At 64.6% G+C, this 26,349-nt stretch carries 19 protein-coding genes and 1 pseudogene; 13 read left to right on the plus strand and 7 right to left on the minus strand.

Translation table 11 applies throughout. The annotated features are described in order from the left end of the window. Positions 1-121: 121 nt before the first annotated feature. The 3 genes from AC3A4H_RS06310 to tpiA form a co-directional block, all read right to left on the minus strand. Positions 122-1,009 (minus strand): L,D-transpeptidase, encoded by an 888-nt coding sequence (locus tag AC3A4H_RS06310; protein WP_487765945.1) that lies wholly within the window; start codon positions 1,007-1,009, stop codon positions 122-124. Between the two features lie 266 nt (positions 1,010-1,275). Then, on the minus strand, positions 1,276-1,674 hold the full coding sequence (gene secG, locus AC3A4H_RS06315; RefSeq protein WP_348776927.1) for a preprotein translocase subunit SecG: 399 nt from the start codon (positions 1,672-1,674) through the stop codon (positions 1,276-1,278). 147 nt (positions 1,675-1,821) lie between these two features. Continuing rightward, positions 1,822-2,586: a triose-phosphate isomerase gene (gene tpiA, locus AC3A4H_RS06320; protein WP_487765946.1), complete on the minus strand. Its 765-nt coding sequence runs from the start codon at positions 2,584-2,586 to the stop codon at positions 1,822-1,824. Between the two features lie 151 nt (positions 2,587-2,737). Here tpiA and AC3A4H_RS06325 point away from each other — a divergent pair, with 151 nt between their 5' ends. The 6 genes from AC3A4H_RS06325 (at position 2,738) to lexA (ending at position 9,173) form a co-directional block, all read left to right on the plus strand. After that, positions 2,738-4,624, plus strand: a complete 1,887-nt coding sequence (locus tag AC3A4H_RS06325; protein WP_487765947.1) for a SurA N-terminal domain-containing protein — start codon at positions 2,738-2,740, stop codon at positions 4,622-4,624. 2 nt (positions 4,625-4,626) lie between these two features. Next, entirely contained in the window at positions 4,627-5,637 is a 1,011-nt protein-coding gene (trpD, locus tag AC3A4H_RS06330; RefSeq protein WP_487765948.1) for an anthranilate phosphoribosyltransferase, read from the plus strand. A gap of 3 nt (positions 5,638-5,640) precedes the next feature. After that, a complete protein-coding gene (trpC, locus tag AC3A4H_RS06335; protein WP_487765949.1) occupies positions 5,641-6,459 on the plus strand; it encodes an indole-3-glycerol phosphate synthase TrpC in 819 nt (272 codons plus the stop codon). 8 nt (positions 6,460-6,467) lie between these two features. Beyond that, complete coding sequence (gene moaC, locus AC3A4H_RS06340; protein WP_487765950.1) at positions 6,468-6,956, plus strand: cyclic pyranopterin monophosphate synthase MoaC; 489 nt, start codon at positions 6,468-6,470, stop codon at positions 6,954-6,956. Between the two features lie 2 nt (positions 6,957-6,958). Further along, positions 6,959-8,164 carry a molybdopterin molybdotransferase MoeA gene (locus tag AC3A4H_RS06345; protein WP_487765951.1) on the plus strand — a complete coding sequence of 402 codons (1,206 nt, stop codon included), beginning with the start codon at positions 6,959-6,961 and terminating at the stop codon, positions 8,162-8,164. A gap of 289 nt (positions 8,165-8,453) precedes the next feature. Then, a complete protein-coding gene (lexA, locus tag AC3A4H_RS06350) occupies positions 8,454-9,173 on the plus strand; it encodes a transcriptional repressor LexA (RefSeq protein ID WP_348777702.1) in 720 nt (239 codons plus the stop codon). A 35-nt stretch (positions 9,174-9,208) separates the two neighbouring features. Here the strand turns inward: lexA and AC3A4H_RS06355 are convergent, their stop codons facing one another. After that, positions 9,209-11,833 carry a ComEC/Rec2 family competence protein gene (locus tag AC3A4H_RS06355; RefSeq protein ID WP_487765952.1) on the minus strand — a complete coding sequence of 875 codons (2,625 nt, stop codon included), beginning with the start codon at positions 11,831-11,833 and terminating at the stop codon, positions 9,209-9,211. Between the two features lie 168 nt (positions 11,834-12,001). On the opposite strand from AC3A4H_RS06355, the gene gltX reads away from it, so the two are divergent. The 3 genes and pseudogenes from gltX to AC3A4H_RS06370 form a co-directional block, all read left to right on the plus strand. Beyond that, positions 12,002-13,426, plus strand: a complete 1,425-nt coding sequence (gene gltX / locus AC3A4H_RS06360; protein ID WP_487765953.1) for a glutamate--tRNA ligase — start codon at positions 12,002-12,004, stop codon at positions 13,424-13,426. 177 nt (positions 13,427-13,603) lie between these two features. Beyond that, on the plus strand, positions 13,604-14,893 hold the full coding sequence (gltA, locus tag AC3A4H_RS06365; RefSeq protein ID WP_348776936.1) for a citrate synthase: 1,290 nt from the start codon (positions 13,604-13,606) through the stop codon (positions 14,891-14,893). Between the two features lie 196 nt (positions 14,894-15,089). Beyond that, a pseudogene (locus AC3A4H_RS06370) lies at positions 15,090-15,613 on the plus strand (transposase); the annotation flags it as partial. A gap of 90 nt (positions 15,614-15,703) precedes the next feature. On the opposite strand, the gene alaS reads toward AC3A4H_RS06370, so the two are convergent. Continuing rightward, the gene (gene alaS, locus AC3A4H_RS06375) at positions 15,704-18,367 is read right to left on the minus strand and encodes an alanine--tRNA ligase (RefSeq protein ID WP_487765954.1); all 2,664 of its coding nucleotides are present in this window, start codon (positions 18,365-18,367) and stop codon (positions 15,704-15,706) included. A 218-nt stretch (positions 18,368-18,585) separates the two neighbouring features. Continuing rightward, positions 18,586-19,668 (minus strand): recombinase RecA, encoded by a 1,083-nt coding sequence (gene recA / locus AC3A4H_RS06380; protein WP_487765955.1) that lies wholly within the window; start codon positions 19,666-19,668, stop codon positions 18,586-18,588. A 294-nt stretch (positions 19,669-19,962) separates the two neighbouring features. Here recA and AC3A4H_RS06385 point away from each other — a divergent pair, with 294 nt between their 5' ends. The 3 genes from AC3A4H_RS06385 to AC3A4H_RS06395 all read left to right on the plus strand — a co-directional run bounded on the left by AC3A4H_RS06385 (position 19,963) and on the right by AC3A4H_RS06395 (position 22,532). Further along, complete coding sequence (locus AC3A4H_RS06385; protein WP_487765956.1) at positions 19,963-20,928, plus strand: carbohydrate kinase family protein; 966 nt, start codon at positions 19,963-19,965, stop codon at positions 20,926-20,928. Next, positions 20,925-21,842 (plus strand): pseudouridine-5'-phosphate glycosidase, encoded by a 918-nt coding sequence (locus tag AC3A4H_RS06390; protein ID WP_487765957.1) that lies wholly within the window; start codon positions 20,925-20,927, stop codon positions 21,840-21,842. Before AC3A4H_RS06385 ends, AC3A4H_RS06390 begins: the two co-directional genes overlap by 4 nt. Positions 21,843-22,208: 366 nt before the next feature. Beyond that, a complete protein-coding gene (locus tag AC3A4H_RS06395) occupies positions 22,209-22,532 on the plus strand; it encodes a winged helix-turn-helix transcriptional regulator (protein ID WP_487766339.1) in 324 nt (107 codons plus the stop codon). Positions 22,533-22,641: 109 nt separating this feature from the next. Here the strand turns inward: AC3A4H_RS06395 and parC are convergent, their stop codons facing one another. Then, on the minus strand, positions 22,642-24,921 hold the full coding sequence (gene parC, locus AC3A4H_RS06400; RefSeq protein ID WP_487765958.1) for a DNA topoisomerase IV subunit A: 2,280 nt from the start codon (positions 24,919-24,921) through the stop codon (positions 22,642-22,644). Between the two features lie 221 nt (positions 24,922-25,142). Here parC and AC3A4H_RS06405 point away from each other — a divergent pair, with 221 nt between their 5' ends. Continuing rightward, positions 25,143-26,336, plus strand: coding sequence for a hypothetical protein (locus tag AC3A4H_RS06405; RefSeq protein ID WP_487765959.1), 1,194 nt, complete (start codon positions 25,143-25,145; stop codon positions 26,334-26,336). The last annotated feature ends 13 nt before the right edge of the window (positions 26,337-26,349 follow it).

A 26,349-nucleotide genomic window follows, 5' to 3' on the forward strand; every position in this document is an offset into this window, starting at 1 on the left:
ATTGATTCCGCCAGTGAAAAATCCGCGCAGGGCGCATTTTCCCGGCAATGATTTTTTTGGGCGCCAGGCGCCCAAACAAAAAGGGCCGGCAGGGCCGGCCCTTTTTATGATGCCCTATCGATCAGAGAACGACGACTTCCGTGCCCATCTTGACGCGATTGTAGAGGTCGATCACGTGATCGTTGACCATGCGGAAGCAGCCATTGGACGAGTTGGTGCCGATGGTCTGCGGCTGGTTGGTGCCGTGAATGCGGATATGTGTGTCGTTCCGGCCCTGATAGAGGTAGATGGCACGGGCGCCGAGCGGATTGTCGGGGCCGCCATTCATGCCGTCTTTGTACTGACCGTATTTTTGCGGCTCACGCTTCTGCATATCCTGTGTGGGGATCCAGCGCGGCCATTCCTGCTTGTCGCCGACCTTGGCGGTGCCCTTGAACTCGAGCCCCTCGCGGCCGACCGCGATCGCATAGCGGCGTGCAGTGCTGGAGGTTTCGACCAGATAGAGGTAGCGCGCCCTGGTGTCGATCACAATGGTGCCGCGCTCATAGCCGGAGAACGGAACCGTCTGCGGCTCGAACTCCGACCTCACCTGAAATTTCTTCTGGGACTGGCGCTTTTCGAGCACCGCATCCAGCGCGCGGGTCTGCGGCAGCATGCTGGGCGAGGAAGCCTCGCCGCCGAAAAGAAGCGCCAGGAAGCCGCCCTGCGGCTTGCCGTGCTCCGCGCTACGCAATTCGCCACTATTGCCTTCCCGCGCGATCGAGAGCGGATCGGCAAGCACAGCGCCTGTCGTAATCAAGTCCTGCTTGGCTTTCTTCTCGTCCTTCTTGGCCTGCTGCTTGCCATTGGGCTTCTTGATCGGAAGCTTCTCCTGCTTGGCATCGACCTCGGCGGCCTTGACGGTCTTGGGGAAAAGATAGGTCTTCTGCGGCGGGGTTTCGGCGTAGGCCGAAGCGGACAGGCCAAGGGAAGCGCAGATGCCCAGGAATAGTAGGCTGCGAATATGCATTGTTTGCGATCCTGATAAAAACTGTGCGGCAGAGCATCATACTACGCCAAAGCGCAGGCTACCGCTGTCGGGTTTATAAGCAATAAACCCGAAAAATCTCAAGGGACCGATTCTCCGCCTTAGGGTGTTTTCCGAGGACAAAACCCCATTCACCCAAACTGTGATCAAATGACCACAGTTGTCGGACGGCTCGTTGCTGGAGGCGCAAAACAAAAGCCTCCGCCGGGCTTCAAGAGCCCCGCGGAGGCCTATTCCGGGCTAATCCGTTACTGATTGGGGACCTGCGGCGCGGCCGGCTGCTCGGCGGGCGCAGGAGCAGTGCCGCTCTCTGCCGGAGCGGTCTGCGCGGGCGCCTCGGGCGCGCCGCCAAGCTGGTTGAGCACGCCGCCGCCGGAAGTGCCGCCCTGCGTAACCGGCACGCGGTCCAGAATGTCGATCGGACGCTCGCCGTAGCGTGCGAGGATCGAAAGGATCAGCGAGGTGGCGAAGAAGCCAGCTGCCAGGATGGCCGTGGCGCGGGTGAGCGCGTTGGCGGCACCGCGGGCGGTCATGAAGCCGGAGCCGCCGCCGATGCCGAGCCCGCCGCCTTCGGAACGCTGCAGAAGCACGACGCCGACGAGCGCGAGAACGATCATCAGATGAATGACGATGATAATGGTTTGCATGACTTCACCTGAAGCTGGCGGATTTACGGGCGCGGTCGCGTCCGCGGCATTGGAGGCGGCTCAATACAACGGTTTCGCGGCATTTCCAAGTCCGAGAGCGAATATGGGATGCGAAACCGGCATTGCAAAGTGTTCTGACGCTCGGTGTCAGAGCGAGCGATATGCTTCGGCGATGCCGAGGAAGTCGACTGCCTTGAGGCTGGCGCCGCCGACCAGCGCGCCATCGACATTGCCGACCGCCAGCAGTTCGACTGCGTTTGAGGGCTTGACGGAGCCGCCATAGAGGATGCGCACCGAGCCAGCCGCCGCACCCAGACGCGCCGTCAGCCGTGAGCGGATGTGGGCGTGCGCCTCGGCAACGTCGGCGACGGTAGGCGTGAGGCCGGTGCCGATCGCCCAGACGGGTTCATAGGCGATGATCGCGTTGGCGGCAGTTGCGGCGCCAGGCACCGAACCCTCGATCTGGCGCGACAGAATGTCCAGCGTCGCGCCGCTTTCGCGCTCGTCCTTGGTCTCGCCGATGCAGATGATGGCCACGAGCCCCGCGCGCCAGGCCGCTTCCGCCTTGGCATGAACCAGCGCATCGCTCTCGCCGTGATCGGTACGGCGCTCGGAGTGGCCCACTATGACATGAGTGGCGCCGGCGTCCTTCAGCATCTCGGCCGAGATGTCGCCCGTATGAGCGCCGCTTTCCTTGGGATGACAGTCCTCGCCGCCTACGCCCACGGGCGTGCCCGCCACCACCTCGGCGGCGCGAGAGATGAGCGTTGCCGGCACGCAGACCAGTGCGTCGGCAAAGGCGTCCAGCCCCTGCCCCAGGCCTTCGGCAATGGCGCGCAACTCGCCCAGCGAGGCGCTCGTTCCGTTCATCTTCCAGTTGCCGGCGACCAGCGGGCGAATTCCTGGCGTCATTATGCTCTTTATCCTGTATCTGTGACCGGTGACCCCCGCCCTCAGTACCAAAATCAGGCCACAAAGCAATCGACACTGGCCCTGAACGGCGCTATTGCCGTTCATTCAGACGCGAAACCGCGCCCGTATGCGCCAAGACCGGAAGTGATAGATGCTCAATAGCTTGCGAAATGCCGCTGGAACCTGGGTTGCGAAGCTGCTGCTTCTCATGTTGGTCCTGAGCTTCGCCATCTGGGGCATCACCGGCAAGATGATGGAGGGCCACGGCGGCAACAAGGTGCTGACCGCCGGCGGCACGTCGGTTTCGATCAACGAGTTCCGCCTGGCCTATGACCGTCAGGCCAACCTGATGTCGCAGCAATTCGGCCAGCGCCTGACGCGCGAGCAGATGAAGGCGTTCGGCCTGGAGAACCAGGTGCTGGCGCAGCTTGTGGCCGGTGCCCTGCTCGACGAACAGGCCCGCAAGATGGGGCTTGGCCTTTCCAAGGATCGCCTCGCCGCGCTGACCGCCGAGGACCCCGCCTTCCAGGGCCCGGATGGCCGCTTCAACCGCCAGCAGTTCGACTATGTGCTGCGCCAGATCGGGATGCGGCCCGACGACTATTTCGCCAATCGCTCGCAGGTTGCCGTCCGCCAGCAGATCATCGAGGCGGTTTCCGACGGGCTCCGGGCGCCCGATACGTTCCTGCGCGCGGTTGCGCTTTATCGCGGTGAAGATCGCACCGTGGACTATGTGGTCCTGCCCAAGTCGCTGGTCGAGCCAGTCGCCGCGCCCTCCGACGAGGTGCTCAAGGCGTGGTTCGAGGACAACAAGAAGAACTATGCGGCTCCTGAATTCCGCAAGTTTTCCTACGTGAAGCTCGAGCCGGCCGACATTGCCGACGAGAAGTCGATCTCCGACGAGCAGGTTCGCGAGGATTACGAGAAGAACAAGGCGCACTACACCACGCCGGAGACGCGCACGATCGAGCAGATCGTCTTCAAGTCGCCCGAGGCGGCCAACGCGGCGCTCGATTCGATCAAGGGCGGAGCCACCTTCGAGAAGATCATGGCGGCGGAAGGCAAGACGGAAACCGACGTGCTGCTCGGCACGCTGCCGAAGGACAGGATCCCGGACAAGGCTGTTGCCGAAGCTGCCTTCTCGCTGGCTGCCAACGAGGTGAGCCCCGTGGTGCAGGGCCAGTTCGGCCCGGTGCTGCTGCGCGTGACGGAAATCAAGCCCGAGGTGGTGAAGCCGCTCGACGAGGTGGCGGGCGAGATCCGCAAGCACCTTGCCCTGGTCGATGCCAACCGGCTGCTGCTGGAAGTGCACGACAACTTCGAGGACGCGCGCGCTGCCGGCGATTCCATGGCGGAAGCGGCGAACAAAACGCATCTGAAGCTGGTGACCGTCGACATCGACCGCGCCGGCCAGCGCCCGGACGGCACGGCGGTGGATTCCCTGCCGCAGCCGCGTGAACTGCTGCAGGCCGTGTTCCAGGCCGATGTCGGCGCCGACAACCCGCCCCTGAACATCGGCTCGGCCGGCTACGTGTTCTATGAACTGGAAGACGTGACCCCCGCCCGCGACCGCACGCTGGACGAAGTGCGCGAGAAGGTCGTGGCCGACTGGACCAAGATCGAGACAGAGAAGCGTCTGGCCGAAAAGGGAGAGGAACTGCGCAAGCGCCTCAAGGACGGCACCCCCATGGAGACGCTGGCTTCCGAGCTGTCGCAGGAGAAGCAGACCAAGCGCGGCCTGAAGCGCGAAGCCGATGATGGCGACTTCGGACGCGCGGGCGTCGGCGTCGTGTTCAGCGTCGGGCAGAATGGCGTGGGCCTGTTCGCTTCGCCCACGGGGGATGCACAGATCCTGTTCAAGGTGACGGATGTGGTGGAGCCGGCCGGTGCCGATGCCCATTCGGTTCCGGAAGAAGACCGGAAGGTCGTTGCAAGGGGCATTGCCGACGACCTGCTGGACGAACTGGTGGCCAAGCTGCAGACGCAGTACCCAGTGCAGATCAACCAGAACGCGATCACTCAGGCACTGGCCTTCTGACGATGAGCACGCTGAAACCACATCTCGCCAAGATCGCCACGGGCGCCCCCCTCTCCTTCGAGGAGGCGAAGGAGGCGTTCGACATCATCATGTCCGGCGACGCTACGCCGGGCCAGATCGGCGGCTTCCTGATGGCGCTGAGAGTTCGCGGCGAAACCGTGGACGAAATCTCCGGCGCGGTAGCGACGATGCGCGAGAAGATGCTGCGCGTGGACGCACCTGCCGGCGCCGTCGACATCGTGGGCACCGGCGGCGACGGGTCGCACAGCGTCAACATTTCGACCGCCTCGGCCTTCGTGATTGCGGGCGCCGGCGTGCCGGTGGCCAAGCATGGCAATCGCGGCCTTTCCTCGCAGACCGGTGCGGCCGACGTGCTGATGGCGCTGGGGGTCAAGATCGACCTGACGCCGGAGCAGATCGGCGAATGCGTGCGCGAGGCCGGCGTCGGCTTCATGTTCGCGCCGGCGCACCACCCGGCGATGCGCCATGTCGGCCCGACGCGGGTAGAGCTCGGCACGCGTACTATCTTCAACATCATCGGCCCCCTCTCCAATCCGGCCGGCGTGACGCGCCAGATGGTGGGCGTGTTCTCGCCTCAGTGGGTGGTGCCCGTGGCCGAGACGCTGAAGACCCTTGGCGCGGACCACGTCTGGGTCGTGCATGGCGACGGCTATGACGAGATCACCACCACTGGCGAAACGGATGTGACGGAAGTGGTTGGCGGGGAACTGCGCAGCTTCGTGCTGAGCCCCGAGCAGGTGGGCTTGAGCCGCCACACCAAGGAAGAACTGCGCGGCGGCGATGCGGCCTTCAACGCCAATGCGTTGCGCGGCGTTCTTTCGGGCGTGAACGGCGCCTATCGCGAGACGGTGCTGATGAATGCCGGCGCCGGCCTGGTCGTTGCCGGCAGGGCGGCAAGCCTGAAGGAAGGCGTGGCCACCGCCGCCGCTGCGATCGACAACGGCCGCGCGCTGGGCGTTCTCGAGGCGCTGGTGAAAGTTTCCAACGGATAAGCGATGTCGGACATTCTTGCGAAGATCGAGGCCTACAAGCGCGAGGAGATCGCCGCTGCGAAGGCACGCCTGCCGCTGGTGGAACTGAAGGCGCGCATGCGCGATGCCGAGCCGCCGCGCGGCTTTCTGGCCGCGTTGAAGGCCAAGCGCGCCAGCGGCGAGTTCGCGCTGATTGCCGAGATCAAGAAGGCCAGCCCTTCCAAGGGGCTGATCCGTCCGGATTTCGATCCGCCGGCGCTTGCCCGCGCCTATGAAGCGGGCGGGGCGGCGTGCCTGTCGGTGCTGACCGACACGCCCTCCTTCCAGGGGGCGCCTGAATTTTTGACCGAAGCGCGCGCCGCCTGCAACCTGCCGGCTCTGCGCAAGGACTTCATGTTCGAGCCCTATCAGGTTTACGAAGCGCGCGCCTGGGGCGCCGATGCCATACTCGTCATCATGGCCAGCCTGAACGACGACGAAGCCAAGGCGCTCGAGGACACCGCACACCATCTGGGCATGGACGTGCTGTTGGAAGTTCATGACGAGGCCGAGGCCGAGCGCGCGCTGAAACTCGCCTCGCCGCTGATCGGCATCAACAACCGCAACCTGCGCACCTTCGAGGTCAGCCTCGAGACCTCCGAAAGGCTTTCGAAGCTTGTTCCGGGCAACAAGCTGCTTGTCGGCGAAAGCGGCATCTTCACCCATGACGACTGCCGGCGCCTGGAGCGTTGCGGCATCGGCACCTTCCTGGTGGGCGAAAGCCTGATGCGGCAGGCCGACGTGGCCGAGGCCACCCGGCGGCTGCTGACGGGCGCCGAAGCAGCCCGCGCCGTGAACGGTTAGTCTAGGCTATGACGAGCAAGCCTGCCCTTACCCATCTCGGCGCCGATGGCCAGGCGCACATGGTCGATGTCGGCGCCAAGGCGGAAACCGAACGCACGGCGGTTGCCGAAGGCATCGTGACCATGCTGCCCGAGACATTGCGCATGATCCGCGCCGGCGATGCCAAGAAGGGCGACGTACTGGGCACCGCGCGGCTGGCCGGCATAATGGCCGCCAAACGCACGCATGAACTGATTCCGCTATGCCATCCGCTGCTGCTGACCAAGGTTTCGGTGGACATCGAGCCCGACGAAGCGCTGCCCGGCCTGCGCGTGACCGCGCTGGCTCGGGTGACCGGCAAGACGGGCGTCGAAATGGAAGCGTTGACCGCCGCCTCGGTGGCCTGCCTGACCATCTACGACATGGCCAAGGCGGTGGACCGCGGCATGGTGATTTCCGGCATCAGGCTTTTGGAGAAATCCGGCGGAAAATCCGGCGACTACCGGGCGGATAGCTGACGATGTCGCTGCTGCCGGTGAAGGACGCGCTCGAGCGGCTTCTGCAAGGGGCGGTTGCCTGCGAGCCCGAAGCCGTGCCGCTGGCGGAGGCTGCGGGCCGCATACTTGCCGAAGACGTGCGCGCGCTGAGAACGCAGCCTCCTTTCGATGCGGCGGCCATGGACGGCTACGCGGTGCGCGCCCAGGACGTGGAGACAGTGCCCGTCACGCTCCAGATCATCGGCGAGGCCCCGGCTGGCCGGCGATTCAACGGCCCGATCGGACCCGACCAGGCGGTGCGCATCTTCACCGGTGCGCCGGTGCCGGAGGGCGCCGACACCATCGTGATCCAGGAAAACGCGCGTAAGCTGGGCCAGGACACGGTCGAAGTTCTGGAAACCGTAGCCGCAGGGCGGCACATCCGCCGCAAGGGACTGGATTTCGTCACCGGCGACCTGCTCCTGGAAAAGGGCCGCGAGCTGGATGCCGGCGCGCTTTCGCTGGTGGCGTCGGCAAACCACCCTCGCCTCGACGTCGTGAAACGGCCACTGCTCGCCATCATCGCCACCGGCGACGAACTGCTGCCGCCTGGCAGCGAGCTTGGGCCCGACCAGATCGTGGCATCCAACGCCTTCGGCGTGGCGGCAATCGCCACTTCCGTGGGCGCGCGGGTGCTCGATCTGGGCATCGTCCCCGACAGCCGCCCGGCAATCGCCGCGCGCATCAGGCAGGCGCTGGACCACGGCGCCGATGTGGTGGTCATGCTTGGCGGGGCTTCCGTGGGCGACCACGACCTTACCCATGAGGCGCTGGCGAGCGAGGGCATGGTGCTGGACTTCTGGAAGATTGCCATGCGCCCCGGCAAGCCGCTGATGTTCGGCCGCCGCGGCCGCACGCGCTTCCTGGGGCTGCCCGGCAATCCCGTCGCCAGCCTTGTGTGCTCGCATCTGTTCCTGAAGCCGCTTCTGTCGCGACTTGCCGGCCGTTCCTACGAGCCCGATCTGCGCCAGGCCGTTCTCGGCAAGCCGATGGCGGCGAACGGCCGCCGGCAGGACTTTGTGCGGGCGGTGTTGCGAGAAGGGCATGACGGCCCGGTGGCGACGCCCTTCGAAGTGCAGGATTCGTCCATGCTGAGGACATTCGCGGAAGCCAATGCGCTGATCATTCGCGATCCCTTCGCCCCGGCAGCGCCGGCCGGCGCCCCTTGCACGATTCTGAAGCTACGCTGACTGCGCGCGGCTTCCCACGGTCTACACCGCAATGGATGCCGCCCTCCGGAAGCCGGTCGCGGCGCGATTGAGGCTTGGTGCGCAAAAGGCGGAAATTGCGCGGAACCAACCTCTTGCGCCGCTTTGCTGCAGCAAGGTGGCAAAGGTGGAGCGGAGCACGCCAATATCTCAGCCGGCAACCGATTTGCGCGTCTTCATGGAAATTTAAACAGTTGCAGAACACAACTGGAACAGATAGTGTTTGTTCTGGTTTTGTTTTGGGGGTCGATTCTCCCCGGGGGGGCTGGCCATGCTGACGCGCAAACAACACGAGTTGCTTCTCTTCATTCACGAGCGGCTGAAGGAATCCGGCATACCGCCTTCCTTTGACGAAATGAAGGACGCGCTGGACCTTGCTTCCAAATCCGGCATCCACCGGCTGATCACCGCACTGGAAGAGCGCGGCTTTATTCGCCGGCTGCCCAACCGGGCGCGCGCGCTTGAAGTGCTGCGCCTGCCCGATTCCATTGCCCCCGGCCTCACGCCTCGCACCAGGTTCTCGCCCAGTGTGATTGAAGGTAGCCTCGGCCGCCGCGCCGCCCCGGAGCCGGCTCGCGCGCCTCTGGCCAGCAACGACGAATCCGGGACGGCGATCTCGATCCCGGTTATGGGCCGCATTGCCGCCGGCGTGCCCATCGACGCAATCCAGCACAAGACCCATTCCATCACGGTGCCGCCAGAGATGATTTCCGGTGGCGAGCACTATGCGCTCGAGGTCAAGGGCGACTCCATGATCGAGGCCGGCATTTTCGATGGCGATACGGTCATCATCCGCAACGCCAATACGGCCAATCCCGGCGAGATCGTGGTGGCACTGGTGGACGACGAGGAAGCGACCTTGAAGCGCTTCCGTCGCAAGGGGGCCTCGATCGCGCTCGAGGCTGCGAACCCGGCTTATGAGACGCGCATTTTCGGGCCCGACCGGGTGAAGGTGCAGGGCAGGCTGGTTGGGCTGATTCGGCGCTATTGAACCGGGCGGAGTGTCGGGTGAGCAAGGAGCTCAACTCAGTCTTCGGAGGCGCGCGGTCGTTGTATTTGTGCGTCCTGGGATGACCCACGCGCTTCGGCTGACTGGGTCTCCGACTTTTTGACGTAGGGCGCCAAACCTCGCGCCTCGCGCGAAAACTGGCGATGGGCATGCCACGGCCGATAGGGCTCGCCCACCGCGTAGTGGACTTCCGCGCTTTCGCTGCCCACCTCGCCGCTACCAAGATAGACGACGGCACTGCCGAGTTTCGCCAGATCGCGCTTGGTGAGGACCAGCGCCCCCTCACGCCGACAGATGTTTTTGGCGGTGGCGTCGTCGACGACAATCACGGCGGCATATTCGCAGGCGGGACGCGCGATTGCCGGGTTTGCCGCGTGAACTACAATCGCGCCGGAGGGATGCACGGCAACGCAGAGGCTGTCGTGGCAGTCGAAGCCCGAGCTTGGCGCTTCATCTTGCCCCGTTTCGGCTTTTGGTAGCGCCGGCGGCTGCGTTCGGATTTTCGGCGGCGCAATGCCCTCGCCTTCGACTTCCGCGCCTGAAATTTCGCGATCCGTAACTGCAGCCTGGCTGCTCAGCTTCTGCGCAGTGCGCGACCTTCCCTTGCCGGCGCTTCTCTTCGAAGTGGTGTCGACTGGGCCAACGAGTTCCTCGCTACGTACTGCCCGTTTCCAGTTTTCAACGGTAAAAGCGTTCGGCCTTGTCCTGTTGACGGCGAGTTTTCCACCGCCAAGCGGCACGGCCACGAGCCGTCCGTCTTCGGAAACGAAAACGTCGGGCGTGCGAACATCGGTGAGCGTCAGCGCGCCGGCAAGTGCAGCCGGCACCGCGAGCAGCCGCAGCCAGGTCGAGGCCATGCAGGCAAACACCAGCGCGACTGTCAGCAGCACCAGCGACTGCGCCGAGATGAGCCCGACCGCGTCGATCGGGGAGCGCTCTGATATCCAGATCGACACTGCGATCATAAGCGACAGGCCCTTCCCCATCACGTAGAAAAACGGCGCGTCCAGCCCGATCGGCATTGCCAGCGAGCCGGCGACGGCGAACGGCATGACGAGTATAGAAACGCTGGGCATCACGGCCAGATTGGCAAGCAGGCTAAGCGGCGAGACACGCTGGAAGTGATAGACGCCGAAAGCAGTCGTCGCGACGCCCGCCACAACGGATGTGATGGCAAGCGCGCCCACGGCGCCGAAGGCCTTGGCAATTCCGCGCCCAATGAGCGATCTGGGCTGGGCCGGCGGCGCCCGCTTCTTCACATTCCGGCGTTCAGCCCATATCGCATAGGCGCTCACCAGCGCCGCGGTTGCCGCAAACGACATCTGGAAGCTTGGGCCCACCACCTCATGCGGTGATACGGCCATGATGACGAGCGCCGAGATGGCGAGATTGCGCGTGGTGAGCGCGCCGCGGTCAAAAAGCAGGGCTGTGAGCATCACCGCCAGCATAAGGAAGCTGCGCTGCGCCGCCACGTCGCCACCGGACAGGAACACATAGCCGGCAATTGCGGCGAGCGCTGCTCCGGCCGCGTATTTCTTGACCGGCCGCCTCGAGGCGAAGCCGGGAAAAGCCGCGAAAGCCACTCGCAGCGCGCTCATCACGGTGCCGGCCACCAGCGCCATGTGCAGGCCTGAAATCGAGATGATGTGGTAGATGCCGGTCCGGCGCATCGCCTCGTTGATGTCTTCCGGAATGCCGGCGCGAATGCCCACCACCAGGGCGGCGGCGATTTCGCCCTCAGGGCCGCCTATGTGGCCGCGAATGCGCGCGGCGATGGCGTTGCGGACATTTTCCAGGCTGTTGGAAAGCCTGGTCCGCAACAACGGCTGCGGCGCGCCTTCGACCAGATCGGGACCGCGCAGGAAAAAGCCGCTGGCGCCGATGCCGTCGAAATAGCTGGTAAAGGAAAAGTCGTAGCTGTCCGGCCGGACCGGCCCGGAAGGCGGCATCAGCGTGACCGCACCTTCGATCTGCGAGCCGACGATGGTGCCGGGCGGGACGCGGCGGGCGGTCAGCCGCACGCGCTGCGGCGCGTAGCGCAGCGTGGGCCGCGCAGTGGCCAGAACATCCATTGTCAGCCGCGCACGGCCATTGGCCATTTGCTCTATCGCCGCGACCCGCGCAGTGAGGCGCGTGGAGATTTCACCGCCCAGCATGGCGGTTCCGGCCCGCCAGGTCTCCAGCTTCGCCAGCGCCATGCCCGAAAGGCAGACCAGAACGGCAATGAGCACAAGCCGCACAGCCTGACGCCGCGCCGGCACCAGCGCCGCAAGGGCGACCGTAAGCGCAACCCCGCCGAGGAGCGGTTGGAAGTCCGGTTCGGAAGGGAGCCGGAAATAGATGATGGCGCCCGCGCCAAGCAGGACGGGCATGAATAGAAACGGCGTGCCCCGATCGAGCTCCGTTGCAAAGGCGGCAGCCAGCTCCCCGTTGCGATGGCCCCGCTTGATGGGATCGACAACTGCCGTCAGCGTCTGGCGCGCGGCTGCGCGCAGCGTCGCGACTCGTGGCGGCGGCTGCGGGGCCGGGCGCGGTGGGTCCGCTGTGTTCGGCAACGCGGGCGGTTGCAGCAGCGTCAGGCCTTCCGGCCCGCCGGTGAACAGCTCGCGCTCGCTCACATCCCCCCTTGGTGGTGCACGCACTGCCCCGGCTCCCCCTGCCCGAGAGCGCGGCCGCCCGCACAGCGCTTCGCACTGCCGGCCAGCCTGCCCCTTGCGCCACTGACCCTCTATGCTACATGAACGCTATCAAATTGCCATGCGCCTGCCCTTGCGGCTCCGGCCAGCCTGATCCTTCCTTCTGGAACCCTCATGTCCGACACAGTCATCACACGTTTCGCCCCCTCGCCCACCGGCTATCTGCATATCGGCGGCGCCCGCACGGCGCTGTTCAACTGGCTCTACGCGCGCCACACCGGCGGCAAGATGCTGCTGCGCATCGAGGACACCGACCGCGAACGCTCCACAGACGCGGCGACCGCCGCTATCCTCGACGGGCTCACCTGGCTCGGCCTGACCTGGGAAGGCGAGCCGGTGTCGCAGTTCGAGCGCGCCCCGCGGCACCGCGAAGTGGCCGAAGAGCTGGTGCGCACGGGCAAGGCCTATTACTGCTATGCCACGCCCGAAGAGCTCAACGAGATGCGTGAAAAGGCCCGTGCCGAGGGCCGGCCGCCGCGCTATGATGGCCGCTGGCGCGACCGCGACCCTTCCGAGGCACCCGCCGGCGTGAAGCCCGCCATCCGTATCAAGGCGCCCGCCGAGGGCGAGACGGTGGTGAATGACAGCGTGCAGGGACAGGTCCGCTTCCCCAACAAGGACCTCGACGACTTCATCATCCTGCGCTCGGACGGCAACCCCACCTACATGCATGCGGTGGTGGTGGACGACCATGATATGGGCGTCACCCACATCATCCGCGGCGACGACCACCTGACCAACGCCGCACGTCAGACCGTCATCTACAACGCCATGGGCTGGGACGTGCCGCAGATGGCGCACATCCCGCTGATCCATGGCTCGGACGGGGCAAAACTTTCCAAGCGGCACGGCGCGCTCGGCGTCGAAGCCTATCGTTCCATGGGTTACCTGCAGGCGGCGCTGTTGAACTATCTCGCGCGCCTCGGCTGGAGCCATGGCGACGACGAAGTGATGGCGATGGAGGACATGATCCGCTGGTTCGACATCGTCGACGTCAACAAGGGTGCAGCGCGTTTCGACTTCCAGAAGCTCGAGGCGCTGAACGGCATCTATATGCGCAAGATGGACGACGCGGAACTGCTCGACATCTTCATCGACACGCTGCCCCATCTGGAGAACGCGGAGGCGATCCGCGCCGGGCTGAATGACGCTCGCAAGGCGCAACTTCTGGCCGCCATGCCCGGCCTCAAGGAACGCGCCAAGACGCTGCTGGAACTCGCGGATGGGGCAGCCTTCCTGTTTGCTCAGCGCCCGCTGCCGCTGGACGAGAAGGCTGCCGCGCTTCTGGGCGAGCAGCAGCGTGAGATCCTGCGCGGTGCGCACGCGGCCCTGGCAGGTGTTGGCGCGGACTGGACCGCAGCCTCGACCGAGGCGGCGATTCGCGAATTCGCCAGCGCCAAGGAGCTCAAGCTTGGCGGCGTTGCCCAGCCGTTGCGCGCAGCGCTGACGGGGAAAAGCACTTCACCGGGCGTATTCGACGTGCTGGCTGTGCTGGGTCGCGAGGAAAGCCTGGCGCGCATCGCCGATCAAATCGATTAACGTTGCGGTCGCACCGCGGATTGGCGTTGCAACATGCCTGCTGCGGTGCAACATATCTCCGTTGCCGAACTTGGCACGCCCCCGGAAATGCGTTAGCAAAAACCCGCATTTCGAATGCCGGAAAAACGGCATTTTTCGCGGGTGACGCCGTTCGCCGAATAGAAAAGGAAGTTTGCGATGACCGACTCGACAGCCAAACTAGAATTTGGTGGCAAGACCCACGAATTCAAAGTGCGAAGTGGCTCTGTCGGCCCATCGGTGATCGATATTGGCGCGCTGTACAAGGAAACCGGGGCCTTCACCTACGATCCGGGCTTCACTTCGACCGCCAGCTGCGAGTCGGAGATCACCTATATCGATGGCGACGCCGGCGTGCTGCTGCACCGCGGCTATCCGATCGACCAGCTTGCCGAGCATGGCGACTTCCTGGAAGTCTGCTACCTGCTGCTCTATGGCGAGCTGCCCACCAAGGCCCAGAAGGACGACTTCGACTATCGCGTGACGCGCCACACCATGGTGCACGAGCAGATGTCGCGCTTCTTCACCGGCTTCCGCCGCGACGCGCACCCTATGGCGGTGATGTGCGGCGTGGTCGGCGCGCTGTCGGCCTTCTACCACGACTCGACCGACATTTCGGATCCGCACCAGCGCATGGTCGCCTCGATCCGCCTGATCGCCAAGATGCCGACGATTGCGGCGATGGCCTACAAGTACCATATCGGCCAGCCCTTCGTTTACCCGAAGAACGAGCTGAACTTCGCCGCCAACTTCCTGCATATGTGCTTTGCGGTGCCGTGCGAGGAATACAAGGTCAACCCGGTGCTCGCCCGCGCCATGGAGCGCATCTTCATTCTGCACGCCGACCACGAACAGAACGCCTCTACCTCGACGGTTCGCCTGGCCGGCTCGTCGGGCGCCAATCCGTTTGCGTGCATTGCTGCCGGCATCGCCTGCCTGTGGGGCCCAGCGCATGGCGGCGCCAATGAAGCGGCGCTGAACATGCTGGCCGAGATCGGCACGGTCGACCGCATTCCGGAATTCATCGATCGCGCCAAGGACAAGAACGATCCGTTCCGCCTGATGGGCTTCGGCCACCGCGTCTACAAGAACTACGACCCGCGCGCCAAGATCATGCAGAAGACCACGCATGAGGTTCTGGGCGAGCTCGGCATCAAGGACGATCCGCTGCTCGACGTTGCGATGGAGCTTGAGAAGATCGCGCTTACCGACGAATATTTCATCGAAAAGAAGCTCTACCCGAACATCGACTTCTACTCGGGCATTACGCTGAAGGCCCTCGGCTTCCCCACCACCATGTTCACGGTGCTGTTCGCCGTGGCGCGCACCGTGGGCTGGATCTCGCAGTGGAAGGAAATGATCGAAGATCCGAGCCAGAGGATCGGCCGTCCGCGCCAGCTCTATACCGGCTCGCCGGAGCGCGACTACGTGCCGATCGCCAAGCGCTGATCGGCAAGAAGCCTAGCGAAAAAGCGCCCCACGGGGCGCTTTTTCATTGTGAGGCCGGAGTGCGGCCGGAGTATTTAGTATGACGCTCCAGCCTCAAGAGGCTTCGTCGAACCGTTGAGAGAGCCTGGTGCTCGCGTATAAGGTGGGCCAAGCCTATGACTTATACTGCCGGCGACCGGGATGCCGTCGCCAGGGTGACGCCAACCAGGCCAGTCAGTTCGCCAGGGCCTGCGGCCAACTCTCCAAGACGACAAGATCGACGCCTTCGTCCCGGCCGACCACGGCCTGCGCACGGAAATGCGCGCTCTGCCGCGGCAATCCGGCCGTGAGGCTGTCGTGGAGGATCTCGTCATGCGCTACGGAAATGCCCCACGTGCAAGAAGAGAACGGCCGGGAGAAGATGACCGACATGGCAAGAGGCTGGGTCAAGGAGAGCTTGCACTTCCTGCTCGACCAGCGCCAATGTCATCGACGAATGACGGCCTGAGGTGCGGCGGATACCGAGTTCGACAAAAAGGCCCGAGGGCATCGGCCTGCGTACCGTGTGCTTCTTGCCGGCCGGCCTGCCAGAACTGGGCCGCATCGACAGGGAGCAGATTGCCAAGCTGGTCGGCGTCGCCCCATTGAACCGCGACAGCGGCTTGATGCGCGTCAAGCGTACGGTCGTCGGCGGCAGAAAGCAGGTAGGCTGCCTTGCCGGCGATCCGGTTTGACCCCGCACCCTGCGCACGCTGCCTCACCGCTTCGACGGAGCCGTATGGACCGATCGCATCGACAGGATCGGTCCGCTGGTGCGCAAGGACTGACGGCTTACTGGAGCGAGGCCTTCACGGCATCGATGGCCTCCTGGGCTCGGGCAGCATCGGGGCCGCCGGCCTGCGCCATGTCCGGCCGGCCGCCGCCGCCCTGGCCGCCAAGCGCAGCAGAGGCGACACGCACGAGGTCGACCGCGCTGAAGCGCTGGGTGAGATCGTCAGTCACGCCGACAACCACGCTGGCCTTGCCGTCATCGGCCGCGCCGACAAACACCACGACGCCGGAGCCGAGCGACTTCTTGCCCTCGTCGGCCAGCGGCTTGAGGTCCTTGGGCGAAACACCCGAAACGATGCGGCCCATGAAGCCGACGCCGGCAACAGTCTCGTTCGCTGCCACGGCGCCGCCGCCCGCCGCGCCGCCGCCGAGCGCCAGCTTCTTGCGCGCCTCGGTGAGTTCGCGCTCAAGCTTGCGGCGTTCCTCGACCAGCGCCTCGACGCGGGCCTGCGCATCCGCGGGCGACACCTTGAGCGCCGCCGCAATCGCCTTCAGGCGACGGTCCTGCTCATCGAGATGGCGGCGGGCCGCCTCGCCGGTCAGCGCCTCGATGCGTCGCACGCCCGCAGCCACCGCGCCTTCCGAGACGAGCCGCACGAGGCCGATGTCGCCGGTGGCATTGACATGGGTGCCACCGCAAAGCTCGACCGAATAGGGCTTGCCGGCCTTGTCGCCATCCAGGCCCGTGCCCATCGTCACGACGCGTACCTCGTCGCCGTATTTTTCGCCAAACAGCGCCATGGCGCCCTCGGCAATGGCATCGTCGACGCTCATGAGGCGCGTGGTGACCGGGCTGTTCTGCACCACGACCTCGTTGGCCATGGTCTCGATGCGCTCCAGTTCCTCGGCCGAAATCGGCTTGGGATGCGAGAAGTCGAAGCGCAAGCGCTCCGGCGCCACCAGCGAACCCTTCTGGGCGACATGGGTACCCAGCACCTCGCGTAGCGCCTCGTGAATCAGGTGGGTGGCAGAGTGGTTGGAGCGCAGTCGGGTGCGGCGCTCGTGGTCGACCTTCATCTCCACGGCCGCGCCGACCAGGACGCTGCCCTTGACCACCTTGCCGCTGTGCACGAACAGGCCGTCACCCTTTTTCTGCGTGTCGGTGATCTCGAGCGCAAAACCTTCGCCCGACATGGTGCCGGTGTCGCCCACCTGGCCGCCGGATTCGCCGTAGAACGGCGTCTGGTTGACGACGATATCGACCATCTCGCCGGCCTGGACGGAACTGACCTCCTCGCCGCTTTTCACCAGCGCGGCGACCACGCCCTCGGCCTGCTCGGTTTCGTAGCCGAGGAACTCGGTGACGCCGACCTTGTCCTTGACGGCGAACCAGACCGCCTCTGTTGCGGCTTCGCCGGAACCCGCCCAGTTGGCGCGCGCTTCGGCCTTCTGGCGCTCCATGGCAGCATTGAAGCCGTCGGTATCGACGGAAATGCCGCGCTGGCGCAGCGCATCCTGCGTGAGGTCGAGCGGAAAACCGTAGGTGTCGTAGAGCTTGAAGGCAGTCTCGCCGTCGAGACGGTCGCCGGTGCCCAGCGTTTCGGTCGCATCGGAGAGCAAATTGAGGCCGCGCGCCAGTGTCTTGCGGAAACGCGTTTCCTCAAGCTTGAGCGTTTCGGTAATCAGCGGCTGACCGCGCACCAGTTCGGGATAGGCCTGGCCCATTTCGCGCACGAGCGCAGGCACCAGACGCCACATCAGCGGCTCGCTGGCGCCAAGAAGCTGCGCATGGCGCATGGCGCGGCGCATAATGCGGCGCAGCACATAGCCGCGCCCTTCATTGGACGGCAGCACGCCATCGGCGATCAGGAAGCTGGCCGCGCGCAAATGGTCCGCGATCACGCGGTGGCTGGCGCGGTTCTTGCCCTCGGCCTTGACGCCGGTCGCCTCTTCCGAGGCACGGATCAGCGCCTGGAACAGGTCGATGTCGTAGTTGTCGTGCTTGCCCTGCAGGACCGCGGCGATGCGCTCCAGCCCCATGCCGGTATCGATCGACGGACGTGGCAGCGCGATGCGCTCTTCCTTCGTCACCTGCTCGAACTGCATGAAGACGAGGTTCCAGATCTCGATGAAGCGGTCGCCGTCTTCATCCGGGCTGCCGGGAGGGCCACCGGCAATGCCTTCGCCGTGGTCGTAGAAGATTTCCGAGCACGGGCCGCAGGGGCCGGTATCACCCATCGCCCAGAAATTGTCGCTGGTCGGGATGCGGATGATCTTCTGCTCGGGCAGGCCCGCGATCTTCTTCCAGAAGCCGGCAGCTTCGTCGTCGGTGTGGTAGACGGTGACCAGCAGGCGCTCGCGGTCGAGGCCGAACTCCTTCGTGATCAGGTTCCAGGCGAACTCGATGGCCTGTTCCTTGAAATAATCGCCGAACGAGAAGTTGCCGAGCATTTCAAAGAAAGTGTGGTGGCGGGCGGTGTAGCCGACATTATCGAGGTCGTTGTGCTTGCCGCCGGCACGCACGCATTTTTGCGCGGTCGCGGCGCGCGAATAGTTGCGCGTCTCAAGCCCCGTGAACACGTTCTTGAACTGCACCATGCCGGCATTGACGAACATGAGGGTGGGGTCGTTGCGCGGCACGAGCGGGCTCGATGGCACCACTTCGTGACCGTTCTTCCGGTAATAGTCGAGGAAAGTCGACCGGATTTCGTTTACGCCGCTCATGTCATTGCCTTTGCGAGAGATCCGCCCATGCCGGAGGCGGAAAATGAACATGGCCTTTTAGCCTTCGCATTCTACCCTGTCCAGAACGCCGAAAGCCCTGAGTTTGCTTGTAGCACGGCCACTGGTGGGCCGGACGGGACACACCGAGCCCGTAACGCGAAACAGGCCGCCGGCGCGAACGCCGACGGCCTGCCAAACCTTTCGAACTGCGGCAGGCTTTAAGCCTCGCCGGCCTCGTCGAAACCGTCTTCGCTACCCTGGTCGAGCATCTTTTCGGCAATCAGGCCGGCGTTCTGGCGCAGCACCGTCTCGATCTCGCGCGCCGTATCGGGGTTGTCACGCAGGAACGTCTTGGCGTTCTCACGGCCCTGGCCGAGGCGCTGCGAATTGTAGGAGAACCAGGCGCCCGACTTCTCGACCACGCCGGCCTTGACGCCGAGATCGATCAACTCGCCGGTCTTGGACACGCCCTCGCCATACATGATGTCGAACTCGACCTGCTTGAAGGGCGGCGCCAGCTTGTTCTTCACCACCTTGACGCGGGTCTGGTTGCCGACGACCTCGTCGCGGTCCTTCACCGAGCCGATGCGGCGGATGTCGAGGCGCACCGATGCGTAGAACTTAAGCGCATTGCCGCCCGTGGTGGTTTCCGGCGAACCGAACATCACGCCGATCTTCATACGGATCTGGTTGATGAAGATCACCATGGTGTTGGAACGCGAGATGGTCGCGGTGAGCTTGCGCAGCGCCTGGCTCATCAGGCGGGCCTGCAGGCCGGGCAGGGAATCGCCCATCTCGCCTTCGATTTCGGCGCGCGGGGTGAGTGCCGCGACCGAGTCGACCACCAGCACGTCGATGGCGCCGGAGCGCACCAGCGTGTCGCAGATTTCCAGCGCCTGCTCGCCCGTATCGGGCTGCGAGATCAGGAGGTTTTCCAGGTCAACGCCCAGCTTGCGGGCATAGACGGGGTCGAGCGCGTGTTCGGCGTCGACGAAGGCGCAGATACCGCCCTTCTTCTGTGCCTCTGCCACGGTGTGCAGCGCCATCGTGGTCTTACCCGAGCTTTCCGGGCCGTAAATCTCGACGATACGGCCGCGCGGCAGACCGCCGACGCCGAGCGCAATGTCGAGGCCGAGCGAGCCGGTCGAAACCGTTTCGATCTCGACGCTCTTCTCATTTGCGCCCAGACGCATGATCGAGCCCTTGCCGAAGGCGCGCTCGATTTGCGACAGCGCTGCATCCAGAGCCTTAGTTTTGTCCACCGATTTGTCCTCAACAAGCCGCAACGAATTCTGAGCCATGATACATTACCCCTCGGACGTCAATGAAGGCCGGAATGTCCTTTTCGAGAAAAGATTTGTACCTTTTTTGTTCACGTTTGACAAGAGCGGTTAACTATCTGACAAAGAAAGATATTCCAATTTTGTTCTATTTTTGTACATGGCCGAAAGAACAAGAGACACGAGGCGCGGAAGGTGCACTCCCGCCCCTGTTTCGCCGCCATTTCCTCGATTCGTCGCGGCCGATTGCCCATGGCCGGGAGAAGCCATAAGGTCCGCGGCGCTTCGGCAAGCTCGTTTCGACAGGACACAAGCATGAGATCTCCCAGCATTCTGGCCGTTGGCGGCGCCCATGTGGACCGGCGCGGCCAGGTCAGCGGCGTATATGTGCCGGGCGCCTCGAACCCGGGAATCATGCGCGAGGACCTGGGCGGCGGTGTCTTCAACGCGGTGCGCAATGCCGTCCGGCGAGGCGCAACAGCGGCGCTGATTTCGGTGCGCGGCGGCGACGCGGCCGGCGACATGGTGGCCCGCGCAATCGCCGAGGAAGGCATGGAGGACCTTTCCGCCGTGTTCCTCGACCGAACCACGCCGAGCTACACGGCCATCCTCGACCGCGACGGCGACGTCATCACCGGCTTCGCCGACATGATGCTCTATGAACTCGCCTTCCCCAAGCAGATGCGCCGCTCCAAGATGCGCGAGGCCGTCGCCGGCGTCGACGCCATATTGTGCGACGCCAACCTGCCGGCCGAGGCGCTGCGCGATCTGGTGGCGGTCGCAGAAGACAAACCGGTCTTCGTCATCGCAGTGTCGCCGGCCAAGGTGGTGCGCGTGCAGGGCCTGCTTTCGGGCCTGGCCTGCCTGTTCATGAACCGCCGCGAAACCCGGGCGCTTGCCGAAACCGTAGACGAAGACATCGCGGCTTCGATCAAGGTCCTGCGCGATCGCGGCCTTGCCCGGGGCGTCATCACGGCCGGCGAAAGCGCGGTGATCGGCTTCGACGGCGACGAACTGTTTTCCATCACGCCGCCGCCGGCGGGCAAGGTGGTGGACGTGACCGGGGCGGGCGACGCACTGGCGGGCGCGACCACGGTGGCGATGCTGCGCGGCCTGCCGCTGCGCGAAGCGCTACGCGAGGGTGTCGCGGCGGCCGTGCTGGCGATAGAGAGCGACAAGTCCGTGCCGGACCTCCCCCCGCAGGAATTTGCCGCAGTGCTGTCCCTTGTGCCGCAGGCCGAGGAATTGCATGAAGGCGCAAAGAACGGAGACATGCCATGACGCCAGAAACCGCCCGTCCCTTCGTCGACATCCATGCGCCTGTCGCCGAGGCGCTCGCCTCGGGCAAGCCGGTGGTGGCGCTGGAAAGCACCATCATTACCCACGGCATGCCCTATCCGCAAAACAGCGAGATGGCCGCCAATGTCGAGAAGATCATCCGCGACGAGGGCGCGGTGCCGGCCACCATCGCCGTGATCGACGACCGGCTGAAGGTCGGCCTTTCGGACGCCGAGCGCGAGGCGCTGGCCAAGACCACCGGCACCATGAAGCTTTCTCGCGCCGACCTTGCCTTCGCGGTGGCACAAGGGCGCACCGGCGGCACGACGGTTGCCGGCACCATGATCGCGGCGCATCTCGCCGGCATCAAGGTTTTCGCCACCGGCGGCATCGGCGGCGTGCACAAGGGCGCGGAAAAGAGCTTTGACATCTCCGCCGACCTCGACGAGCTGGCGCGCACGCCGGTCGTGGTCGTCTCGGCCGGCGCCAAGGCCATTCTCGACATCGAGAAGACGCTGGAAGTGCTGGAAACCCGCGGCGTGCCGGTCGTCGCCTTCGGCTCGGACGTGATGCCGGCCTTCTGGTCGCGGGTCTCGCCTTACGCCGCTCCGCTGCGCCTCGATGCGGCCGACGACATTGCCGGCTTCTTCCGCACGCGCCAGGCGCTCGGGATCGGCGGCGGCATGCTGGTGGCCAACCCCGTGCCGGCGGCCGACGAGATCGTGGCCGAGACGATGGCCGGCTACATCGACGCCGCGCAGCGCGACGCCGAGGCGCAGGGAATTTCCGGCAAGGCAGTGACGCCGTTCCTGCTCGGCCGTATCCTCGAGCTGACCAATGGCGCCAGCCTCAAGACCAACATCGCGCTGGTGGAAAACAACGCCCGCCTGGCGGCCAGGATCGCCAAGGCTCTCTAGAACTGGGCCGGGCGAAGGGGCGAATGCCCCTTCGCCGCCGGAAAGCGACATCCAGAATCGTCGCGCCCGCTTTCGCGGCAGGCGGCGACGGATGTGGCGAAATCACGCTTCCTTCAGGGAACCGTAGATCCCTTCAAAAAATCGTTACCGGAGACCGGAGACCAGCGCGAGCCGAGGTCTTCATTTTGCCCGCGCAAACAGCCATTGAGGCACTACCGCGGCTCCGTTGCCCGCGCGTGCCGGCACACCAGGCCGGCGACTTTCAACCGAAACGTTTTTTTGCCCCCCCACATGAGCATGCACGCCAAAGACGACCAAGGCCCGGCCGGCGACGTCCAGCACCCCTACACGCCCTTTCTTGAAGCCATGCGGCCTTTGACCGGCAAATGGAAGATCGAGATCATGTGGGCGCTGGCACAGCGTACCCACCGCTTCGGTGAATTGCGCCGGGCGCTTGCCGGCATCACCCAGCACATGCTGACGGTGCAGCTGCGCGAACTGGAAGCGGACGGGCTGGTCAAGCGCACGGCCTACGACGAAAGCCCGCCCCGCGTCGAATACGAGATCACCGAGGCCGCCTACGGTCTGCGCCCGGTTTTCGAGGCCTTCATTGCCTGGTCGAAGCAATACGGCCCGATTGCGCGCAAGCTGAGGGCCGAGCAGGAAAAGGACGGGGTGCGCCCGGCCTGATCGCCGCCAGAGCGGCGGCCATCTTGACGTATGGCCTTACTCCGCCCTATCTTCTTGTTTTAGGCGCGTTTGTGCGACGCCAGGCGATTCCGCTCGGCTGCAAAATGCTCTAGTTGCCGAACTTGCCGGTGCGCGGAAAGCCCTTGGGCACCATGCGGCCGGCGGCGGCGCGGTTGCCGATCCACTCCATCAGTTCTTCGCGGCTGCGCACGAAGGTGCGCTCGGCCGAATCCTGCCAGGTCAGCCCGTCGGCCATGGCAAAAAGCTTGATGTCGAGAACGCCACCATCCTTGTAGCGCTGCAGGCGCACGCCCTTCCCGCGGGTCATTTCCGGGATTTCGGACAGCGGGAACACCAGCATCTTGCGGTTGTCGCCGACGATGGCGACGTGGTCGCCCGTCACCAGCAAGCAGCGCTTGGCCTCGTCGGGCGACTTGACGTTCATGACCTGCTTGCCCTTGCGGGTGTTGGCCACGACATCCTGCTCGGGCACCACGAAACCGTTACCATCGTTTGAGACCAGCAGCAGCTTGCGCGACGGATCGTGGACGAAGGCGGTGACGATGTCCTGGTCGTTCTCCATGTCGACGATGATGCGGATAGGCTCGCCATGGCCGCGGCCGCCCGGCAAGCGGTCGACGCCGATGGTGTAGAACTTGCCGCCGGTGGTGAAGACCAGGACCTTGTCGGTGGTTTGCGCGTGGAAGGCGAGCTTGAGCCCGTCACCTTCCTTGAAGCTGAACAGCGAATGGTCGTTGAGGTGGCCCTTCATGGCCCGCAGCCAGCCCTTTTCGGAGATGACGACAGTAACCGGCTCCTTCTCGATCATCGCGTTCTGGATGTCGCTCAGATCGTGGTCGGGGGCATCGGCGAAGGTGGTGCGGCGCTTGCCGAGTGCCGGGTTTTCCTCGGGTCCGAAATCGCGGCGCACCTCGTGGACCTGCCAGGCGATGGTCTTCCACTGTCTGGCGTCAGAAGCCAGCAGTTGCTCGATCTCGGACTTCTCGGCGCTGAGAGCATCGTGCTCCTTGCGGATCTCGATCTCTTCCAGCTTGCGCAACGCGCGCAGCCGCATGTTGAGGATCGCCTCGGCCTGGGTGTCGGTGAGCGCCCAGCGGGCCATCATCACCTGCTTGGGCTCGTCCTCTTCCCGGATGATGCGGATCACCTCGTCGAGATTGAGATAGGCGATGAGGTAGCCGGCGAGGATTTCCAGCCGGCGCTCGATCTCGGCCAGGCGATGCCTGGAGCGGCGCACCAGCACCTCCTTGCGGTGCTCCAGCCACTCCTGAAGAACGGTCTTCAGCGACAGAACGTTGGGCACCTTGCCGCGCGACAGCACGTTCATGTTGAGCGGGAAACGGCTCTCGAGCTCGGTGAGCTTGAACAGCGATTCCATCAGCAGGCCGGGGTCGACGGTGCGGCTCTTGGGCACCAGCACGAGGCGGATGTCTTCCGCACTCTCGTCACGGATATCTTCCAGGAGCGGCAGCTTGCGCGCCACCAGAAGCTCGGCGATCTTCTCGATCAGCCGCGCCTTCTGCACCTGGTAGGGAATCTCGGTGACGACGATGTTCCAGGTGCCGCGGCCCTGGTCCTCGACGGTGTAACGGGCACGCACGCGGAACGAGCCCCTGCCGGTCTCGTATGCCTCGAGGATCGAGGCGCGGTTGTCGATGATGATGCCGCCAGTGGGGAAATCCGGCCCTTGCACCAGCCCGTCGCCGGGCTCCTTGCTGATGAGGTCGTCGACGGTGGCGTCGGGATGATCGATCAGGTGGAGCGCAGCCGTGCAGAGCTCGGCGGCGTTGTGCGGCGGGATCGATGTGGCCATGCCGACCGCGATGCCCGACGAACCGTTGGCAAGCAGGTTGGGGAAGGCGCCCGGCAGCACCACCGGCTCCTCGTCTTCCTCGTTGTAGGTTGGCCGATAGTCGACGGCATCCTCGGTGATGCCCTCCAGCAGCGCCACCGACACTTCCGTCATGCGCGCTTCGGTGTAGCGCATGGCCGCGGCGTTATCGCCGTCGATGTTGCCGAAATTGCCCTGCCCGTCGACCAGCGGATAGCGGACCGCGAAATCCTGCGCCAGGCGCACCAGCGCGTCATAGATCGACTGGTCCCCGTGCGGATGGAACTTGCCCATCACCTCGCCCACGATGCGGGCGCACTTGGCAAAGCCCTGGTCGGGGTTGAGCCGCAACAGCCGCATCGCATGCATGATGCGGCGGTGCACGGGTTTAAGCCCGTCGCGCACGTCCGGAAGCGCACGGTGCATGATGGTCGACAACGCATAGGCAAGATAGCGCTCTTCCAGCGCCTTCTTCAGATCGACCGGTTCAATATGATCGCCATCGCCGGAGCCCGGCGGCAAAAGCCCTTTTCCCATGGTTTTCGGTTATCCGACCGGCTGATTCGCAGCAAGTGGGCGAATTGTAGCAAAAGTGCAAGCCCATCAGTCCCAGCCTCGAACGCGGACCACCTGCACCGTTCTTTCAATTGCCTTTTGCATACTTTTTTGAGCATTCTGTGCGAAATACCTCATCCTCCCGCGCCTGCCCCAACGCGAGAAGCAACGTTCATGCATTTCCCGATCTCAAGGATCACAAGATGACGATGTTCCGTCCAGCTTTTTACAAGCTCGCATTTTCGACCGTTTTCATTGCCGCTTCGCTGCAGGGCGCTCATGCGCAGGACGCGACCGAGGTTGCCTCCCGCCTGAAGCAGCTTCTTGCCGCGCAAAGCATGGACATCGACTGGAAGTCCGTCGGCGGCGGGGCCTCCGAGATGGTGCTCGACGGCGTGTCCTTCGGCGTTCCCGGCGAGAAGGGACGCTTTTCGATCGGCAAGCTGACCCTCGAGGGGGTGAGCGAGGCCGACGGCGGCTACAAGATCGAAACGATCACCACCGAGCCGTACCACTTCGCCGATGAAAAGAGTTCCGTCGACATCAGCTCGCTGGTGCTCTCGGGCGTGGTTCTGCCGGCCGCCGGATCGACCGATCCACTTGGGTCGGTGATGATGTATGAAGGGGCGGAACTGGCCAGCATCGAAATCAAGGCAGACGACAAGGACGTGTTCACGCTCTCCAACCTGTCGATGGAAATCACGCCGCCAAAGGATGGCAAGGCGATGGAATTCACCGGTTCGGCGGAAGGTTTCTCCGCCGACCTGACCACCATTGACGACCGCGACACGCGCAAGGTGCTGGACAGCCTCGGCTACCAGCAGATCAGCGGCTCCATTGAAATGGCCGGCCTGTGGCAGCCGACCGACGGCCGGCTGGCGCTTTCGCAATATGACGTGACGGTCGAGAACGCCGGCACGTTCGGCATGAGCTTCGACATCGGCGGCTACACGCTTGCCTTCATGAAGTCGTTGCAGGACGTGCAGAAGAAGATGGCCGAGTTGCCCGAAGGCGCTGACAACACAGCGCAGGGGTTCGCCATGCTGGGGCTGATGCAGCAACTGACCTTCCAGGGCGCCAGCCTGCGCTATGACGATGCTTCGCTGGTCGGCAAGGTGCTGAACTACCTTGCCGAACAGCAGGGCGTGAAGCCGTCCGACGTCGCCAACCAGACCAAGGCCATCCTGCCGTTCATGACCGCACAGCTCAACAACCCGGAGCTTTCCGGCCAGATCACTGCGGCGGTCAATAAATTCCTGGACGATCCGCAGAGCATCGAGATCAAGGCCGCTCCGGCCTCGCCGGTGCCGTTCGCGCTGCTGGCGGCCAGCGCGATGTCTGCGCCGCTCGAGCTGCCAAAGACGCTTGGCGTGATCGTGAAGGCGAACGAAGACTGAGCGGCTGGGCCCG

Source organism: Pseudaminobacter sp. Soil_N_29 (assembly GCF_057656055.1).

What these genes read in the sequence shown, in the direction of transcription:
- AC3A4H_RS06310 (WP_487765945.1), bottom strand. Translation starts at nt 1,009, where the DNA reads ATGCATATTCGCAGCCTACTATTCCTGGGCATCTGCGCTTCCCTTGGC.
- secG (WP_348776927.1), bottom strand. Translation starts at nt 1,674, where the DNA reads ATGCAAACCATTATCATCGTCATTCATCTGATGATCGTTCTCGCGCTC.
- tpiA (WP_487765946.1), bottom strand. Translation starts at nt 2,586, where the DNA reads ATGACGCCAGGAATTCGCCCGCTGGTCGCCGGCAACTGGAAGATGAAC.
- AC3A4H_RS06325 (WP_487765947.1), top strand. Translation starts at nt 2,738, where the DNA reads ATGCTCAATAGCTTGCGAAATGCCGCTGGAACCTGGGTTGCGAAGCTG.
- trpD (WP_487765948.1), top strand. Translation starts at nt 4,627, where the DNA reads ATGAGCACGCTGAAACCACATCTCGCCAAGATCGCCACGGGCGCCCCC.
- trpC (WP_487765949.1), top strand. Translation starts at nt 5,641, where the DNA reads ATGTCGGACATTCTTGCGAAGATCGAGGCCTACAAGCGCGAGGAGATC.
- moaC (WP_487765950.1), top strand. Translation starts at nt 6,468, where the DNA reads ATGACGAGCAAGCCTGCCCTTACCCATCTCGGCGCCGATGGCCAGGCG.
- AC3A4H_RS06345 (WP_487765951.1), top strand. Translation starts at nt 6,959, where the DNA reads ATGTCGCTGCTGCCGGTGAAGGACGCGCTCGAGCGGCTTCTGCAAGGG.
- lexA (WP_348777702.1), top strand. Translation starts at nt 8,454, where the DNA reads ATGCTGACGCGCAAACAACACGAGTTGCTTCTCTTCATTCACGAGCGG.
- gltX (WP_487765953.1), top strand. Translation starts at nt 12,002, where the DNA reads ATGTCCGACACAGTCATCACACGTTTCGCCCCCTCGCCCACCGGCTAT.
- gltA (WP_348776936.1), top strand. Translation starts at nt 13,604, where the DNA reads ATGACCGACTCGACAGCCAAACTAGAATTTGGTGGCAAGACCCACGAA.
- alaS (WP_487765954.1), bottom strand. Translation starts at nt 18,367, where the DNA reads ATGAGCGGCGTAAACGAAATCCGGTCGACTTTCCTCGACTATTACCGG.
- recA (WP_487765955.1), bottom strand. Translation starts at nt 19,668, where the DNA reads ATGGCTCAGAATTCGTTGCGGCTTGTTGAGGACAAATCGGTGGACAAA.
- AC3A4H_RS06385 (WP_487765956.1), top strand. Translation starts at nt 19,963, where the DNA reads ATGAGATCTCCCAGCATTCTGGCCGTTGGCGGCGCCCATGTGGACCGG.
- AC3A4H_RS06390 (WP_487765957.1), top strand. Translation starts at nt 20,925, where the DNA reads ATGACGCCAGAAACCGCCCGTCCCTTCGTCGACATCCATGCGCCTGTC.
- AC3A4H_RS06395 (WP_487766339.1), top strand. Translation starts at nt 22,209, where the DNA reads ATGCGGCCTTTGACCGGCAAATGGAAGATCGAGATCATGTGGGCGCTG.
- parC (WP_487765958.1), bottom strand. Translation starts at nt 24,921, where the DNA reads ATGGGAAAAGGGCTTTTGCCGCCGGGCTCCGGCGATGGCGATCATATT.
- AC3A4H_RS06405 (WP_487765959.1), top strand. Translation starts at nt 25,143, where the DNA reads ATGACGATGTTCCGTCCAGCTTTTTACAAGCTCGCATTTTCGACCGTT.